Annotated in this window: 12 protein-coding genes and 1 pseudogene; 6 read left to right on the top strand and 7 right to left on the bottom strand. The window is 68.3% G+C overall.

What is annotated here, in order from left to right; genetic code table 11:
* Window positions 1–202: 202 nt before the first annotated feature.
* Together ACZ6KY_RS38250 and ACZ6KY_RS38245 are read right to left on the bottom strand one after the other, a co-directional pair.
* Window positions 203–658, bottom strand: coding sequence for an NUDIX domain-containing protein (locus tag ACZ6KY_RS38250; RefSeq protein WP_469314888.1), 456 nt, complete (start codon window positions 656–658; stop codon window positions 203–205).
* 446 nt (window positions 659–1104) lie between these two features.
* Window positions 1105–2145, bottom strand: a complete 1041-nt coding sequence (locus ACZ6KY_RS38245; RefSeq protein WP_469314870.1) for a hypothetical protein — start codon at window positions 2143–2145, stop codon at window positions 1105–1107.
* Window positions 2146–2314: 169 nt separating this feature from the next.
* Here ACZ6KY_RS38245 and ACZ6KY_RS38240 point away from each other — a divergent pair, with 169 nt between their 5' ends.
* From ACZ6KY_RS38240 to ACZ6KY_RS38220, 5 genes and pseudogenes are all read left to right on the top strand, one after another.
* Window positions 2315–2578, top strand: coding sequence for a helix-turn-helix transcriptional regulator (locus ACZ6KY_RS38240; RefSeq protein WP_469314869.1), 264 nt, complete (start codon window positions 2315–2317; stop codon window positions 2576–2578).
* A gap of 158 nt (window positions 2579–2736) precedes the next feature.
* The gene (locus ACZ6KY_RS38235) at window positions 2737–3633 is read left to right on the top strand and encodes a DUF6083 domain-containing protein (RefSeq protein ID WP_469314868.1); all 897 of its coding nucleotides are present in this window, start codon (window positions 2737–2739) and stop codon (window positions 3631–3633) included.
* An 86-nt stretch (window positions 3634–3719) separates the two neighbouring features.
* Window positions 3720–4118, top strand: coding sequence for a hypothetical protein (locus ACZ6KY_RS38230; protein WP_469314867.1), 399 nt, complete (start codon window positions 3720–3722; stop codon window positions 4116–4118).
* A 78-nt stretch (window positions 4119–4196) separates the two neighbouring features.
* Window positions 4197–5654: a UvrD-helicase domain-containing protein gene (locus tag ACZ6KY_RS38225; RefSeq protein WP_469314887.1), complete on the top strand. Its 1458-nt coding sequence runs from the start codon at window positions 4197–4199 to the stop codon at window positions 5652–5654.
* Between the two features lie 87 nt (window positions 5655–5741).
* Window positions 5742–7438: pseudogene (locus ACZ6KY_RS38220) on the top strand (ISAzo13 family transposase).
* Between the two features lie 136 nt (window positions 7439–7574).
* On the opposite strand, the gene ACZ6KY_RS38215 reads toward ACZ6KY_RS38220, so the two are convergent.
* Genes ACZ6KY_RS38215 through ACZ6KY_RS38205 form a run of 3 tightly spaced genes read right to left on the bottom strand, consistent with a single transcriptional unit; the run spans window position 7575 to window position 11007 of the window.
* Complete coding sequence (locus ACZ6KY_RS38215) at window positions 7575–8297, bottom strand: helix-turn-helix domain containing protein (protein ID WP_469314866.1); 723 nt, start codon at window positions 8295–8297, stop codon at window positions 7575–7577.
* Window positions 8297–10387: a coiled-coil domain-containing protein gene (locus ACZ6KY_RS38210; RefSeq protein WP_469314865.1), complete on the bottom strand. Its 2091-nt coding sequence runs from the start codon at window positions 10385–10387 to the stop codon at window positions 8297–8299. The genes ACZ6KY_RS38215 and ACZ6KY_RS38210 overlap by 1 nt, the downstream gene beginning before the upstream one ends.
* On the bottom strand, window positions 10387–11007 hold the full coding sequence (locus ACZ6KY_RS38205; protein ID WP_469314864.1) for a helix-turn-helix domain-containing protein: 621 nt from the start codon (window positions 11005–11007) through the stop codon (window positions 10387–10389). The genes ACZ6KY_RS38210 and ACZ6KY_RS38205 overlap by 1 nt, the downstream gene beginning before the upstream one ends.
* A gap of 271 nt (window positions 11008–11278) precedes the next feature.
* On the opposite strand from ACZ6KY_RS38205, the gene ACZ6KY_RS38200 reads away from it, so the two are divergent.
* Window positions 11279–11923, top strand: coding sequence for a hypothetical protein (locus tag ACZ6KY_RS38200; protein ID WP_469314863.1), 645 nt, complete (start codon window positions 11279–11281; stop codon window positions 11921–11923).
* A gap of 116 nt (window positions 11924–12039) precedes the next feature.
* Here ACZ6KY_RS38200 and ACZ6KY_RS38195 read toward each other — a convergent pair whose 3' ends face one another.
* Window positions 12040–12624: a hypothetical protein gene (locus ACZ6KY_RS38195; RefSeq protein WP_469314862.1), complete on the bottom strand. Its 585-nt coding sequence runs from the start codon at window positions 12622–12624 to the stop codon at window positions 12040–12042.
* Window positions 12593–14764: a hypothetical protein gene (locus ACZ6KY_RS38190; protein WP_469314861.1), complete on the bottom strand. Its 2172-nt coding sequence runs from the start codon at window positions 14762–14764 to the stop codon at window positions 12593–12595. The genes ACZ6KY_RS38195 and ACZ6KY_RS38190 overlap by 32 nt, the downstream gene beginning before the upstream one ends.
* Between the last annotated feature and the right edge of the window lie 881 nt (window positions 14765–15645).

Here is a 15645-nt window from a genome sequence, read left to right as displayed (position 1 = left end):
TACCCTGTCTCAATCATGCGGGCCGCGATAGCGCGAAAGGTCCAATGAGACGGAGCGTGCTAGCTGTCGTCAACTCGGCACTCTGACCAGGAGTTTTCTGGGCCACGGAGCACGGCAACTGTCGTCAGATTCGCATCGTTCTTGGCGTGTACCGCGCCTATTACAGGCAAAGTTGTCGCCCCCGCCTGCGAGGCGAGCAAGGTCAGGACCGCGCGGTCCTGAACGCGAGATACCGGCTGAAGGCTTCGTGGCTGTCGGGGGTGAAGCGCCACTCCAGCAGAGCCGACCGCAGCTCCGGCTCGGTCAGCCAGCCATGCCAGGCGACCTCATCAGGATCGGCGGCCACGGTGTCCGGCACCACGGCTTCGTGCACGCCGAGCCAGTGAGGGCTCAAACCGCTGCGGTTGATGAACGTGAACAGCAAGCGCGGCAGCACACGAATGCCCAGCTCTTCGGCCAGCTCCCGCGCGGCTGCCTGTTCATAGGACTCACCGACATCCACGGCGCCACCGACCACGACCTCGTAGAGCCCGGGGAAGCGCGACAGCTGCTCCGACCGCCGGTGAACGAGGATCCGCCCACGCTCATCACGGCACACCGTCACGGCGACCCGGTGCAGCCAACCCTCCCGGATGGCCTGCCGGCGGCTAACCGCCATCCCCAGCACACGATCTTGATCGTCGACACGCTCCACCAGTTCATCCACGCCCCACACCCTGGCAGAGCCCACCGACAACGTCGCCTCCCGGCGACTCGCGGAAACCGGACCGAGAGCGCCTACGCAAGGAGGCCGGACCCGGATGACGGCAGTTGTCATGCATATGCGACACCTATCGTGCTCTGGCTCATCCAAGTGGACCGCGCCGTCGTCGGGGTGCTGGAGGTCGCCTCACGCCTTGCGGGCGAAGGGGACCAGGTGGGTGGCGAGTTGGGTATGCAGAGCATCAACGCCCGTCGACCGCTCGCCCTCTTCGGACCCGCGTGCGCGTACAAGGGTCAGGCAGTGAAAAGCGGTGAAGGCAGCCCTTCTTGAAAGGCCTGCATGAGGCGGATAGGACAGAGCTGGGCCACCCGTACACAGGGCGGACAACGCACCCGGGCAGATCACCGCATCCCGCCGCACCCTTCGATGACCTGCAGGCCACTAGCCGGGCGGAGCTTCCAGTGCAGGTCTTCCGAGTACGGGCAGCCCCGCCATGCGGCAAGCATCCCGGCCGCCGTCAACTGATCCAGCAGGTCAGGGAGTTGTCCGGGCGAGAGACCGCAGCCCCGTGCCATCCGGCCAGGTTCGCTCCAGCCGTTGCCGGACGTGTCGGTGTGCGCCGCGAGGCAGGTGACAATCAGTTGCTGCAACGGGCCGCCCACTCCGGTCCGGGACGGATTGCCTGCACGCAAGGCCCAGTCCGCGGCCCGGCGCCGGTCCGGGCGGGCTGGTTCCTGACCGAGCAGAGCGGTATCGAGGAGTCGGACGGTGATCTGGCGGGATGCGTTCGGGGTCGCGATGTGTAGCCAGTGCGCCCGTTCCAGGTCGCGCCAGGGTTCTGGGGCGTCGAGGCGGAGGCCGCGCAGTACGCCTCTGGGCAGCCGAACGTGCAGGGTGTCGTCCGCACGGAGCGCACATTGGAGGGCGAGCAGGCGTGCTGAGGGTGACGCGTTGTCGGGGAGGGTGGCGGCCAGGTAACTGAGCATGTTGCGGACGCGGGTCTTTTCATCCGGCCCTCTGGGCGGCCGGTTGCGGCGTCGGGGCGGGCTGGGCTGCGGTGCCTGGGCGAGGGTTGTGTCGGGGACGACGGCCGCCCGCTCCGTTGCCGCGGCGCAGGCGGTGCAGGTGTCGGCAAGTCTCCAGATTCGTCCGCCGCGTTCGCAGGCGAGGAGGAGCCGGATGAGGCCGGCGCAGCCGCGGTGGCGTGGGTGCCAGCGGCAGCCGTGTTCGCGGCACTGGCAGGTGCGCAGGTGGGATGGTCGGAGGTCGCCGCGGGCGTGGCGTGCGAGGTGGGCGAGGGCTGCTTGGCGGGCGGAGCCGGTGGCGACCTGGCGGCCGGGATGCGGGCACTGCCGGCAGACGAGGGCGGGGCCGTCGGGGTGTGCGTGCAGTTCGACGGTCCAGGTGCCGGGTGGCGCCGGGCATGCTGTGCGCGGCCTCATGGGCGCGTGTTCCTCCTGTTGTGCTCGGCGCGGGCCGGTCTTGTGGCGGGGTGCGGGGCGGCGGCCACCCTAGTGCAGAGCTCTGCCCTTCTCGGGGTGTGCGCGACCTGCGGAAATAGGGCAGAGGTCTACACTGCCAGGGCAAGGGTCTGCACCGTCGGATGGACGAGTGACGATCTTGCCGCCCGACCCGGACCTCAACGCACTGCGGTTGGAGCTCGCGCGTCTGCGGGCCGCACGCGGGTGGAGCTACGACGAACTCGCGGCCCGTACTGGCCTGGCCAGACGCACTCTCATCGAGATCGAGCAGGGTCGCACCATCGGCACTCTGAAGACCTGGCACGCTCTCGCCCACGCGCTGGGCACACCGCTCGACGAGCTGTTCAGCACGCTGTGCCGCGGGCACGACCTGCCCGGTCCGGCCGGCGACTGACCCTTGGCCGCACGGCCTCGGCAGACCACCCGAACCGGCGAGAGCCACCGAACACGCAACCGCACGTTCGCACGCCCGTCTCACCAAATAGGGCCGACCAGGCGATCGTCCGGCGCCGTCGGCACGAATCCGACGTGTCGGCTGGCAGGTTCACCCGCATGCGCTCCACACCACCTTCCACAGCCCGGCACTGGGACGGCACCCCGATCTCCCCGCGCCGCCGCCGTCTCCTGCAGATCTCCCCCGACGGAACGAGCCGCCTGCTGCGCTGCGGCCAGCGCGACCGATGCCGCGAATGCGGCAACCGGATCGAGTGGTACCACCGCGGATTGGGCACACAGCAGCGCCCCGTCCGCCTCCATCCCGACGAACTGCCCATCGCCCAGGTGCCCGCCGCGTGCCGCTGGCACGTCAGCTCCGGTCTCGCCTACCCGGTCGATGACGGCAGCAACTGGTGCCGCCTGCCGCACGCGGCCGTCTGCCCTGCCCGGGATACGGACTCGACCCCTGTCGGCTTGACCGGTCTGCGCCGGGCCCTGGCCGTGACCACACGCCGTCTGATCGACACCGGCGTCTTCACCCCTGCCCCGGACCACCCGGCGCCCGCAACCGCGGGTGCACGGGCCTGCCGTCCGGCGCGGCCCGTGGTGCAGCTGCTGTACGTGCGCTATCTCGCGTCCCGGCCGGTGGAGGAGATCCGGTGCGTCACGCAGACCCGGCGACGCGATCGCTGTACCGGCCCACTCCTCACTCCCGGTGCCCCGGCCGGCATCTGGAGGCTGATGCCCGTCACCGCGGCGGGCGGCCAGCTGGCGCTGCCCACCGACGTTATGGCCGTCTACGACCTGAGCCGTGCCCCCTATGCCGAGCAGTTGCGCTGGCGCGCCCAGCACTGCCCGCAGCACGCCGCCACGCCCACGGCCGCCGACCTGGCGGTGTCCGACTGGGAGCCCTTCGATCCGCTGCGCCACCACGAACACGTCCACACCCGCCTGCCCACCAGTGCCCGACGGCCCGGGCCTCACGGCTGTGTGCGGCAGGCGGCCCGGCCCTGATGCCGCACCACGCCGTCGAAATCACTCTGACCAGACCGGCCACTCCGGGCGAACTGCGAGATGCACGCCGCGGTGGGGCCCTGGCGGTGAGCGCGGACCGGATCCGGCTGATGACGGTCCACAGCGCCCGCAGTCCCGGCGGCGCCCTGCACGCGGTGCGGCGCCGACTCGGTGCGCGCTTGCCTGTCGACGTCCTGGCCACGCACTACCCCGACCGGCACGGCCAGGTCCTGGTCAACGTCGACCTGCACTGCTCCGCCGACAAGGCGCTGCGCCAGGCGGCGGCAGTTCTGGGGCAACGGCCCAAGGACGTGCTCCGGCAGCGGGTGACCGTAGCTCTCGCCCGGGACGCCCAGGAACGCGCGCGGCGCCTGGAGATCCGGCTCGAAAGCCTGCTCGCCGACCACACACCCGAAGAAGTCCTGGCCTGCGTGGCCGGGTTCCTTGACAGCCACCGCCGTCCTGACACCCGCACAACGCCGTAACTCCTCCTGCCGCCGCTCCCGACGCGGCAGTTGTAGGCCCCTCCCCCGTGATCCTCTTCATCTCTCGCGGAGCCCTTGTTGCACACGCCTACCGACGAACAGGCCCACGCCGCCGACGCCTTCCGGGCCGGCCGCCATCTCGTCCTGCAAGCCGGCGCCGGGACGGGAAAGACCAGCACCCTCACCCAGCTCGCCGCCGACACCCAGCGCCGCGGCCGCTACCTCGCCTTCAACAAGGACATCGCGCGTGATGCCGCCACCCGCTTCCCCCGCACCGTGATCTGCAAGACCGTCCACGCCACGGCCTACGCCGCGCTCGGCCACCGCTACACGAGCCGGCTCAACAGTCCCCGCCAGCCGGCCTGGAAGACCGGCCAGGCACTCGGCATCACCCGCCCGCTCCGCATCGGCACGCACGAGATCGGCCCCCGGCTGCTGTCCCACACCGTGCTGCGCACCGTGACCCGCTACTGCCATTCCGCCGACCGCGCCCTGGCCCACCACCACGTACCCCACCTGCGCGGCCTGAGCAGCCCCGGCGAACAGAAGCAACTCGCCCAGGAGGTCCTGCCGTTCGCGTCCAAAGCCTGGGAAGACCTGCACCACCCCGACCGCGGTGTCGTCCGCTTCGAACACGACCACTACCTGAAGATGTGGGCCCTGACCGAGCCCAGGATCGAAGCGGATTTCCTCTTCCTCGACGAGGCCCAGGACACCAACCCCGTTCTCGAGGAGGTCTTCACCGCCCAGCGCAGCCACACCCAGCTCGTCATGGTCGGCGACTCCGCCCAGGCCATCTACGGCTGGCGCGGCGCCCGCGACGTGATGACCGGCTTCGACGCCACCCCCCTCACCCTCACCCGCTCCTTCCGCTTCGGCCCCCTCATCGCCGAGGAGGCCAACCGGTGGCTCACCCTCGCCGACGCCCCCATCCGCCTCACCGGCACCCACGACCTCGCCACCGAGGTCGGCAGTCTCACCCGCCCCGACGCGGTCCTGTGCCGGACCAACATCGGCGCCATGGCCGAGGTCATGCGTCTGCTCTCCGCCGGCCACCGCGTCGCCCTCACCCGCGGCGGGCACCAGTTGACCCAACTCGCCCTCGCAGCCCGCGATCTCCAGAGCGGCCGCCGCACCACACACCCCGAACTCGTCCTGTTCCCCTCCTGGGGCGAACTGCAGGACTACGCCGCACACGACCCCGCCGGACGCGACCTCCAGCCCTTCGTCGACCTCGTCGACACCCACGGAACCGACGCCATCCTCACCGCCGTCCACCAACTCACCGACGAAGCCAACGCCGACGTCACCGTCTCCACCGCACACAGCGCCAAAGGCCGCGAATGGCCCACCGTCCGGATCGGCGACGACTTCCCACCACCGAAAGACACCGACCAGAACGACACACAAGGACGCCCCGTCCCAGAACCCGTCAGTGACACCGACGCCCGCCTCGCCTACGTCGCCGTCACCCGCGCCCGCCACCACCTCGACCTCGGCGGCCTCGCCTGGATCAACAACCACCCCACCACATAGGTGGTGAGCACGAGACGACAGTGAGGCGGCTAAGGGCGTGCAGATCTTTAACTCGTAGCTTTCCGCTCGGTGGTTCGTTGGTCTGGCGTGAGCGGGCTGGAAGAGCAACGGGACGTATTGGCAGCGAAGTTCGAGGCGATTCTGCCGCATCTCGACGAGCGGCAGCGTCGCCTGTTGATAGGGGCGGAGGCCCAGTCTCTCGGTCACGGCGGGATCAAAGCGGTCGCTCGTGCCGTCGGTGTTCGTGAGGCCACGGTCTCGGCCGGAGTGCGAGAACTCGGCTCCCAAGATGTGCCGTTGGGACGAGTGCGCCGGCCCGGTGGCGGCCGCAAACGGGTCGCCGACTTGAACCCAGCCGTCCGCAAAGCGCTTCTCGCATTGGTCGAGCCCGATGTCCGCGGAGACCCCATGTCGCCGCTGCGCTGGACCACCAAATCCACCCGCAAACTCGCCGAACAGCTGACCCGGCAGGGCCACAGGATCTGTGCGGACACGGTGGGCGACCTCCTGCGCGAGGAGGGCTTCAGCCTGCAGAGCAACGCCAAGACCCTCGAAGGCAAGCAGCACACCGACCGGTTGAATCCGGTCAGTTCCACTACCTCAACGAACAGGCCCGCAACCATCAGAACGGCGGGGCTCCGGTGATCAGCGTGGACACGAAGAAGAAGGAACTGGTCGGCCCCTTCAAGAACAACGGCCGTGAATGGGAGCCAAGAGGCGAGCCGGTGCAAGTCGACACCCACGACTTCCCCGACCGCGAGCTGGGCAGAGCAGTGCCCTACGGCATCTACGACGTCACCGCGAACACCGGCTGGGTCAACGTGGGCACCGACCACGACACCGCCGCGTTCGCCGTCGAATCCATCCGCCGCTGGTGGAACGGCGCCGGACGAACCGCCTATCCAACAGCTGACCGGCTACTGATCACCGCCGATGCCGGCGGCTCCAACGGCTATCGCACCCGCACCTGGAAGACCGAACTCGCCCGGTTCGCCGCCGAGACCAAACTGACGGTCACCGTCTGCCACCTGCCTCCCGGCACATCTAAGTGGAACCGGATCGAGCACCGGCTGTTCTCCCACATCACCATGAACTGGCGAGGCAGGCCCCTGACCAGCCACGAAGTCATCGTCGAGTGCATCGCCGCGACCACCACCAAGACCGGCCTGACCGTGCACGCCGAACTCGACACCAACCCCTACCCCACCGGCATCCAGGTCACCGACGACGAGATCGCCGCCCTCCCCATCACCCGGCACCGCTTCCACGGCGACTGGAACTACACCCTCCACCCCCAGCACCCGTCAGACACCACGGCTGCCAACAGCACGTCAGACCGGACCATGGTGAAGAATCCACATGGCCTGTCCCGGCACTCGCTGCAGGACCCCGAACTGACCGGCATGCCCCGCCAACGGCTCGACAAGCTCATCGAAGTGCTGACACCTGCGCTGGAGGTTCAACGCGAGCAGGTACTCCGCACACGCCGCGGCCACGAACGCCTGGTCGCCCCCGGCACCGGCGCCAAAGCCAAGCTCACCCCGGCCGACCGGATCCTGGCCACCGTGCTCCACCTGCGCAAACTCGCCACCATGAACCTCCTCGGCCAACTCTTCGGTGTCACTGCCGTGACCATCTGCCGAGCAAGTCAGGAAGTCCGCCCACTGCTCGAAGCACACGGCCACCACATCAGTGCCTCAACCGCCCGCTTCCGCACACCAGCCGATGTCGCGATGTTCCTCGCTCCCGACCCCACCCAGACCAAGGTCAAAAAGACGAGTTAAAGATCTGCACGCCCTAAGCCGAGCGCATGAAGGTTCGACTGCTCAAGTGCGGCTACGCAGGGTTGCTACCGCTGTCCGCCTCCGCCCCGTCTTCTGCCTCAGTATCATTCGCATCTGCGCGAATGGGGCGGCTGTCTCAGCGCGGGCGCCAGGTGCGTACTTCCAAGTGGAGGATGTGGGCGTCGGGGTTGATGCGTCCGGTCTCGACGAGCCATTGGTGGACGGCGGCGGTGACGTCTCCGCCAGCTGCGTCGACACGGCGGGCGAATTCGGCTGCGTCGTGGCCGCCGGTCTGCGAGGAGCCGTAGGCGCGTTCTTCGGTGTGGTCGGCGCGTTGGGTGACGTCGCGGCGGATGCCGGGTGAGTCGGTGCGGCTGCCGGAGGGGTGCAGGTAGCCGGTTTTGGCGAGGCGGACAGTGAAGGCCAGGCGCAGGCCTTGGCGGGCGGCTTCGGCGATCAGGGGACGCAGACGGGAGGAGCCGGAGGCGATGGCCTGGGCGCCGACGCGGCCGGTGCCGGATCCGGTGGGGGTGATCAAGACGGCCTTGCTGCGGACTCGGGCGCGTGTGCCGCTGGCAGTGGTGCGGCGGTGGGTGTGGCGGGCGGCGATGGTGGTGAGTTCGGGCAGGTCGGTGATGCCGCCGGTCTGGACGGCGGTCAGGACCTGTTGGAGGGCGGGGACGAAGGCGGCGCCCTTGTTCTTTGTGTAGAACTGGGAGACCAGGGAGGGGTCGCGGCTGATGATGCGGGCGATGTCGCGTTTGGTGTAGCCGGCGGCTTGGAGCTGGTCGGCTAGTTGGGCGGCCTCGTTCAACTGGGCTTGCGCCGTCGGTTGGTTGTGGCGCGGGCGTGGCGGCATCAGGCCTGTCCCCCGTTCTGGGTCAGGGCGGTGCGTCCGACGTCGCGCAGGGCGAGGAGTTCTTCCTCGGTGGTGGGGGCTGTGACCGGGCCGGTGAGGTGGCCTTTGAGGAGGTAGTCGCCAGGCTGCTGGCGGTGCGGCCAGTGCTGGGGTGCAGTGAGGTAGAGGGCGTCGGTGCGGAAGGCGATCACGGTGCCGGGCTGGGTGTGCAGGGCGCCAGCGTAGGTGTCGTCGTCGCGGTGGCGCTGGGTGAGCAGGGCGGCGCGGGCGCCGGACCAGATCGCGGCGGCCCATTCGGGGTGTGCGTTGGGGTCGCGGCTGAAGCCCGTGGGTTTCTGCCAGGTGATCAGTTCATTGTCGAAGCCGATGATTTCGGCGTCCGGCGGGACATCGCGCTCCATGGTGCGCGGGGTGGTCCCGGTGACCATGCGGGGGCGTTGCGCGAAGGAGCCGATGCCGTACAGGAGGATGGAGCGCACGGCGCGGGAGGCGAGGTGGGCGGCGCGGGCCTGCTGGGGGTCGCCCTGGAAGTGGGCCTGGGCGGTGAGGTTGCTCCAGGTCTCTTTGAGTTTCTTGGCCCAGTCGTCGAGGGGTTTGCCGTCGTCCCAGAGGATGCCGTCGAGGATTTCGATCTTCCACGGCTGGATGGGGTTGGCCAGGGCGGTGTGGATTTCGGGGCCGCCGGCCCAGGTGGTGAACGTGTCGCCGGGGGCGGCCGGGTAGTGCCAGGCGCGGTCGCCGGGGGCAGGGGCGGGCAGGATGCCGACGTGGTCCCAGTTGTCGGGGACGGTCACGCGGACCTGCCAGTGTCCGCAGCCGTACAGGGCGCGCATCTGCTCCTTCTGAGTCCAGGAGGCGAAGGTTTGGGCGGTGATGCGGCGGGGGGTGCCGACCGGGGATTTCCAGGTGTGCTTGGCGTAGGCGAAGGTGCGGTCGTACTCGACGAGTTGGGGCAGCTGGTCGGGGACGCGGGGCGGGGTGAGCAGTTCGTTGCGGCCCTGGCCCGCGGTGGCGTGGAGCAGGCCGCGCAGCTCCTCCGAGAGCACGGGGAAGCCTTCGGCGTACTGGCCGCGGGTGGGGATGGTGCGGGTCCACAGGTCACGGCCGGTCTGCGAGGGGGAGCCCATGAGGACAGCGTCGTTCCAGTGGCGGCGCAGGGCCTGCCACAGCAGCACGAAGGCGTCGCGGACGGTGTGCGGGTCGTCGCCGTCGAGGTCGAACCACTCCCCCACCGAGCGGATCTCCACGTGCTGGTCGGCGTTCTCGCGCTGGTAGCGGCCGACAGGGTTGCGGGCGTGGACGAAGTGTCCGGCCATCCGGTCGCGGCCGCGGCCGGTGTCAGTGCGCCAGCCGGGGGTGGGGGCGTTGAGCCAGGCGGCGACGGCGTCGCGGAGGTAGGGGTGGCGGTCGGCGTCGCGGTGCCAGGGGTCACCGGCGGTGATGTAGATGCGTTCCACGCCTTCGGGGACGGTGTGGAAGACCGCGGTGAGGATGTCGGCGGCCGAGCGGCTGCCGAGATCGAGGCGGTGGGTCTGCTGGCGGTGGACCAGCACGCCGGTGCCGGTGTCGAGGAAGACGGTGGAGCGGGCTTGCTGGGTGAAGTTCGGGCGGGTGGAAGCCAGGCCCGTGGTGTGGGCGAACCAGGCGTCGCCCGTGCTGCCTTCGGGGATGGAGGGCAGGGCCGGCGGTGCGTCCAGTGCCACAGGCGTGGCCGGAGCATCGGCCTCGGGGGCGGGCTGCGTGTGGGCTGTGTGCATCGCGGGCGCCACGGCTCCGGACTGCGGAGTGGGCTCGGGCTCGGGGGTGTGCGGGGGCTCGGTCGCCTCGGGGGCTGGGGTCTGCGCCGGAGCGTTGCCGTTTCCGGCGAGGTTGTCGGGGGCCAGGGTGGGGGCGAGGGCGACGACGTCGGCCACGCTGAGTCCGGCTGCCGGGGCGATCCGCTCAGCCTTCGCTTTGCCGTAGGCAGCCAGGAGGGCGATCTGCTGGTCGCGCTGTGCTTCCAGGCGTGCAAGGGCGGCCTTGGCCTTCTTGATGTCGTCCCGCACCGCGCGCAGTTCGGCGAGAGCAGCGGTATAGCTCTGTGCGTCCATCAGGTTCCTTGTCCGGACGGCGATTCAGTCGGCGGTGTCGTGGAGACGTAGGCGATCGCTCCGCCTGAGTGTGAGGCGAGTGTGCTGCCGAGCAGCAGATCAGCGAGCTTACGGTCCGTGTTGGTGCTGGCGGTGACGTTCGTGGTGGGGGTGGCCAGGTCGGTGACGTATCCGGCCAGCCGGGCGTGTGGAAAGGCGTGACGGCCCTGGGCGTTCTTCTCCCAGGTTTCCAGGCCTGTCAGGACGGCCACCACATAGCCGGACAGGGTCACCGGCAGGACTCCGGCGGCCGCGACGCTTGCCGCATCGCAACGCCACCAGCCTCGTAGGGCTTTGAGGAGGTCGTCGGGGGTGAGGGACGCAGCGAAGCCGATCCAGTTCCGGTCCGGTTCCTGTACTTGCTTGGCCGTGTCGACCCGCAGGACGGCGAGTTCCGGAGCGCTCAGCTGGTCCAGTGGGGCGTGCTGGCGCTGGCTGAGGGCCTGGACCACGTCGAGCGGGACCATGACGCGCACCCCGCGGCGGCTCAGGCCTGGCAGCAGTCCGGCGCGCACGAGTCGGCGGAAGGTGGTGACGGCGCAGCCGAGTTCCTCGGCGGCCTGTCCGGTCGTCAGTAGCATCTCCACCACCTCGGTGCGAGATCTGATATCTGATTTGGCATGTACGTTAGCGGGTCTGGTGAAGGTCCGTCAAAGCACCTGCACAGAACCGAAGGCCGCCTCCGGCCAGCTGTGATCCGCGCGATGAGACGGACATCTGTCGGGGGCCGGCCCGCTGCGGGCGCGGGCGTAAGCGTTCGTTGCTGAGACGCCCAACACCTTCACTCCGATCACCCCGGCGGAGCCGTAAGCGCTCGTTTCCCAGACCCGGGCGGAGCGGGACACTGAAGTTGTGTCACGAGGACTCGGGCGAGTGCAGCGGGCCGTGCTGGCGTACGTGCGCAGCGAGCCCGGCGGCCTCAGCGACATCGACGGCACCCCGCTGGCCGCCTCGGTCACCGGCCTCGCCCGCGTCGTCTACGGAGTCGAGCAACCGAGCGACGCCCAACGTGCCGCCGTACGGCGGGCGGTGCGCAGCCTTGAGGTTGGCGGCCACGTCGAGGTCCACCGCCTGCGCGTCGGCCGCACCTACACCCAGCAGCGTGCCCATCCCCGCTTCTGGCCACCTCGCTACGACCGACGCCTGGCGGTGTGCACGGGCAAGGACGGCTGCCCGGGGTGCGCGACGGGCGACCGGCCGTCGATGTACTTCGACGCGGACGTCGTGGCGATGTTCATCGAGCACTACGGCACCCTCACCGAGGCTGACGGCCAGCTGTGGCGGTCGACCAAGCACGGCTGGCACCTGTACCCCGTCCCGCTGCCGCTGCCCCGGCCCCGGCCCTCGGACGACTACCGCACGTACGAAGTCGAGATCACCGAACTGTGCGTACGGCGGGCCCTGACCAACGAAGAGCACGCCCAAGCCGAACAGCGGGCGCAGGCCTTCATCCGGCCCCACGTCGCCGCCATCCGCACCGCGTTCCGGGACCGCTGAGCAGCACGGACGCGGGTTATCCACAGGTCAGTACGGACGTTGATGACGTCCAGGTTGACCGACGCCCCCAGAACTGCACGTTCTGGGGGCGCCTCCGGTTGACTTACCGGGTTGTCTTATTTCTTGGCGAGGCGGAGCTGGTTGACGCACCGCAGATCCTGCCGGTACTTCACCGCGCCCTGCTGGTACCAGAACCGGCATTGCGACGTGTCATCCGTCACCGGTCCGGTCACCTTGAACCGGACCATGGGATACCAGTGGGCCGGCTTGTGGGACTTCACGGGGAAGCTGTGCGTCCGGTCTGGCAAGCCGGTGACGTCGTCATCCACTGAGTTCACCTCGAGCACGCCAATACCGTATCCGTCGGTGTCCGTGGTGCTCACCACCTTGTAGCCGATCAGCTTCAGCCCATGAGGCAGGCCGCCTTTGATCCGCGCCTTGAGCACCGTCACCGATTCACCGCTGAGGTTGGTCACTTGGGGCAGGTTCAGCCAGTACTCCTTGCCGATCCGCAAACCGTTGGACCCCACGTCGGCCTGGGAGTCCATGCCGCCGTCGAGCGCATGACCGTCGTGTGCAGCCGTGGCATCTCGTCCCTGCGGGACGAGCCAGGCCGCCAGGGCTGCCACAACGACCAGCACCGCGGTTACGGCGATCAGCAGGCCGCGCCTACTTCGAGTAGAAGACGCCGGCGTGGCCACTGCTGATCTTTCCGCTCTTGCCCCAGAGCCAGTGCTTGCCGTGCTGGTCGCCGGCCTGGAGCTTCTGCTTGTGGTTGGTGTCATAGCCGGTCTTCGAGCCGAGTGAGATGCCGAATGCACTCACCGCGCCGCCGAACTTGGTGGACTTACCGCTGGAGAGACCGATTTGGTTACTGCCACCTCCCTCAAGGTAGGTCCGGTAGTCGGGATTGGACTTGCTGAACGCCGAAGCACCGTCCTTCGACGACACGTCCTTACCGACCTTGCCCGCCGCCCAGCTGGCGGGCACGTAGTACTTGCTGGCCTCAAGCGTGTACCAGGTGGCGTGCGCCACACCGCCACACACGGCCTGCTGCTTGTACTTCTTGTACAGGATCGGCACCGTGTACTGGTGCGAATACTTGGCCCTGAAGCCCCAGCCCAAGGAAGCGCCAACGCTCGTTGACAGGTCCTTGGACGTCCCGATGGTCCAAACGGAGCCGGTCTTGACCCCCATGTCAATGGAGCTGTTCATCGAGGATTCGTACTCGAACGACGACTTCGAGTCCCAACCGGAGTGCGCCTCGCCGACGACCGTGTACTTCGTCGTGCTGTCGTACTGAGTTTTGGTGTTCCAGCAGTTGCCGGAGTTCAGCGGCGTCTTCGGCGGGTTTACCGCTTCGGCGCTGACGTCGTGGCCGTTGATCAGGTAGGGGTTGTAGTCGGCGGCGAGGGTGCTGTTGTCGCTCTGCCACAGCGGCACCGTGTCCGGAGCCGGGGCCGGGTCGGCTTCGATCTTTGCGGCGAGCGTCTTGCTGTCCGTGGACGCCGCGTAGGTGTCCTGTGTCGTGCCGGACGCGGTGTTCGGGGCAAGGAAGGTGGTGTGCCCGTCGCCGGTCTGTGCGGACACCGTCGCGCTCTGCTGGGCCGTGGTGGTGGAGAGGACGTCCACGCCGAGCATCGGGGTGGCCGTGGTGGCGGTGACGCCTTCGGCAGTGGCTTCCAGGTTGAGGATGCCGCCGTTGGCGTCCTTGGTCTGCTGCACGTCGGCCGGGAGCGGGTCCGGAAGGGTGACGGACCAGGTGCCGTCGGCCGCGGTTGTCGCCATGCCGAGCCACGGCACCTGGGTCTGGCCGGTGACGTCGGTGAGGTCGTTCGCGGTCAGGGCGACCTGAAGGCCCGGTGCGGGCTGCCCGTTGCCGAGGGTGAACTTGCCGGTGACCGTGTTCGACGGGGTCTGGGGGGTGTCCGCCGGCGCTTCGACGGCTACCTCGCCCCCGGTCTCGTCCGGCGGGGTGGCGAAGTAGGGCGGTTCAGAGGGATCCGGGTCAGCGAGGCACGGTCCGGCGTCCGCCATGATCTCGCCGACAATTCCGGTGCGGACCTCTGGATCGAGCTGAGTCCACGGTCCCGTGGCGTACTTGGAGATCTGCCCGGTGGTGTCGGGATCGCTGGTGGTGGTCTGCGTGTTGACGGCGCCGGCCCCGGGACTCCAGGCCTGGCTGGCGGTCACACCGCTCGCGACGTCCGCCGCTGCGACGACTTTCAGCGTCGTGCCCGAGGGCAGCAGGGACGCCTTCTTGATCGTGCCGCCCGTCAGCCACGACAGGCCGGAGTTGACCATCCACACATCCGTGGCGTTGGCCATCCCCGTGGTCAGACTGGATCTGGTCGAGCCGATCTTCGTGATCGTGCCGTCACCCGTGGACGGGTTGGACTGCTGGTAAAAGTCCAGCGTGCCATCGCTCGCCAGGACCAGGATGTACGTGCCGTTCGTGATAATCCGTGTCGCGGTCGACCAGTCCATGGTGTACGTCTTGACCGCGGTCAGCAGCGATCCGCCAGTGGCGGTGTTGTCCTTGTAGGACTTGACCTGCCCGGAGATGTTGGCCTCGTAGATGATGCCGTTGCCGCCGCCGGTGAACACCTTGCTGGTGCTCTTCAGGTTCGCCGTGAGCTGGGTGTCGATCAGGGTGTCCGTGGTGCCGCTCTTGGGTCCCCAGTCCATGTACTTGTGCAGTACGCGCGGCGCCGCGATGTTGCCGGTGGTATTCGGCTCCCACACGTACGTCGGTACCGAGGTGAGACAGTCGGCGGCCGCAACCGGCTGTGCGCCGGCCAGCGGAACCACGACACTCCCCGCAAGGGCGGCGGCGATCATGACCGCATGCGTGCGGCGGGATATCCGGACTCTCATGGAGTCCCTTTCTGTGGTGCAAGTGATGGATGCTCAGCAGGGATCTGACCTGCTGGAACACCGGAAGTTGATCACATGTGAAGACGCTGTGTCACTAGAGTCTGTGTGGAACTTGTGAGTGATCTGTCGATCCGGCCCTCCCGAAATGGTCTATCTGGTAAGGCGACACTCGGATAACTTACTGAACGGTAAGGCGAGTTGATCCATCACGCGGGTGCCGTCATCAGGGAGACGGTGAAGATCGGCAAATTCTTCGCGCGGGACCGCTCCCGACCCGTGACGACCGCACAGCGCGTGGATTGCACCACCAAGACGCATCGCTCGCGCTGGCAGTACCCAACCAGCGGGCGCCTGCGTGTGATTTGACGTTCGCTGTACGGCTGTTGTCGTCTCTCGAGGCCGGAATCTTGCCGTTCACGCCTGCCTTCACAGGGTGTAGCCGTGGCTGACCAGGCATTTTTCAACCTCCGCCGTGGCGGTCACAGGCCTCTTGCCGGGCATCACGTCAGAGGGCTGTACTGGTAGTTGGTGGCGTGCAGGCCAGGACGGGGACGCGTGATCACCAGTCTTTCCGGCGTAGTCGCTTATCTGTGGACGTAACACCGTCCGCTATCGCCGCATCCGAAACGCTGTCGCGGAACGGCGATTCCTGTCTCCCGAGCAACACAGCGGCCCTGAACTGCGCCTTCGAGGTTGAAAAACACGTAATCAGAGGGCGTTTGGTGCCTATTTAGGACGCCCTGAGGCGTTCTAGTACTGCAACGGTGTTTGTTCTGAGTGCTGGGCAGTTTTCAGGGGCTGTGTCCGCGTCGTTTGTAGTGACTGGCGCGGGCTTGATGCTGGCG

It is taken from the genome of Streptomyces sp. NPDC042002, assembly GCF_055588305.1.
The sequence above is the reverse complement of the archived record's forward strand: the minus strand, read 5'-3'. Positions and strand labels throughout refer to the sequence as shown.

Bases quoted from the DNA above. Each gene is read 5' to 3' on its own strand.
- ACZ6KY_RS38250 (WP_469314888.1), bottom strand. From the start codon at position 658: ATGGCGGTTAGCCGCCGGCAGGCCATCCGGGAGGGTTGGCTGCACCGG.
- ACZ6KY_RS38245 (WP_469314870.1), bottom strand. From the start codon at position 2,145: ATGAGGCCGCGCACAGCATGCCCGGCGCCACCCGGCACCTGGACCGTC.
- ACZ6KY_RS38235 (WP_469314868.1), top strand. From the start codon at position 2,737: ATGCGCTCCACACCACCTTCCACAGCCCGGCACTGGGACGGCACCCCG.
- ACZ6KY_RS38215 (WP_469314866.1), bottom strand. From the start codon at position 8,297: ATGCCGCCACGCCCGCGCCACAACCAACCGACGGCGCAAGCCCAGTTG.
- ACZ6KY_RS38210 (WP_469314865.1), bottom strand. From the start codon at position 10,387: ATGGACGCACAGAGCTATACCGCTGCTCTCGCCGAACTGCGCGCGGTG.
- ACZ6KY_RS38205 (WP_469314864.1), bottom strand. From the start codon at position 11,007: ATGCTACTGACGACCGGACAGGCCGCCGAGGAACTCGGCTGCGCCGTC.
- ACZ6KY_RS38190 (WP_469314861.1), bottom strand. From the start codon at position 14,764: ATGATCGCCGCCGCCCTTGCGGGGAGTGTCGTGGTTCCGCTGGCCGGC.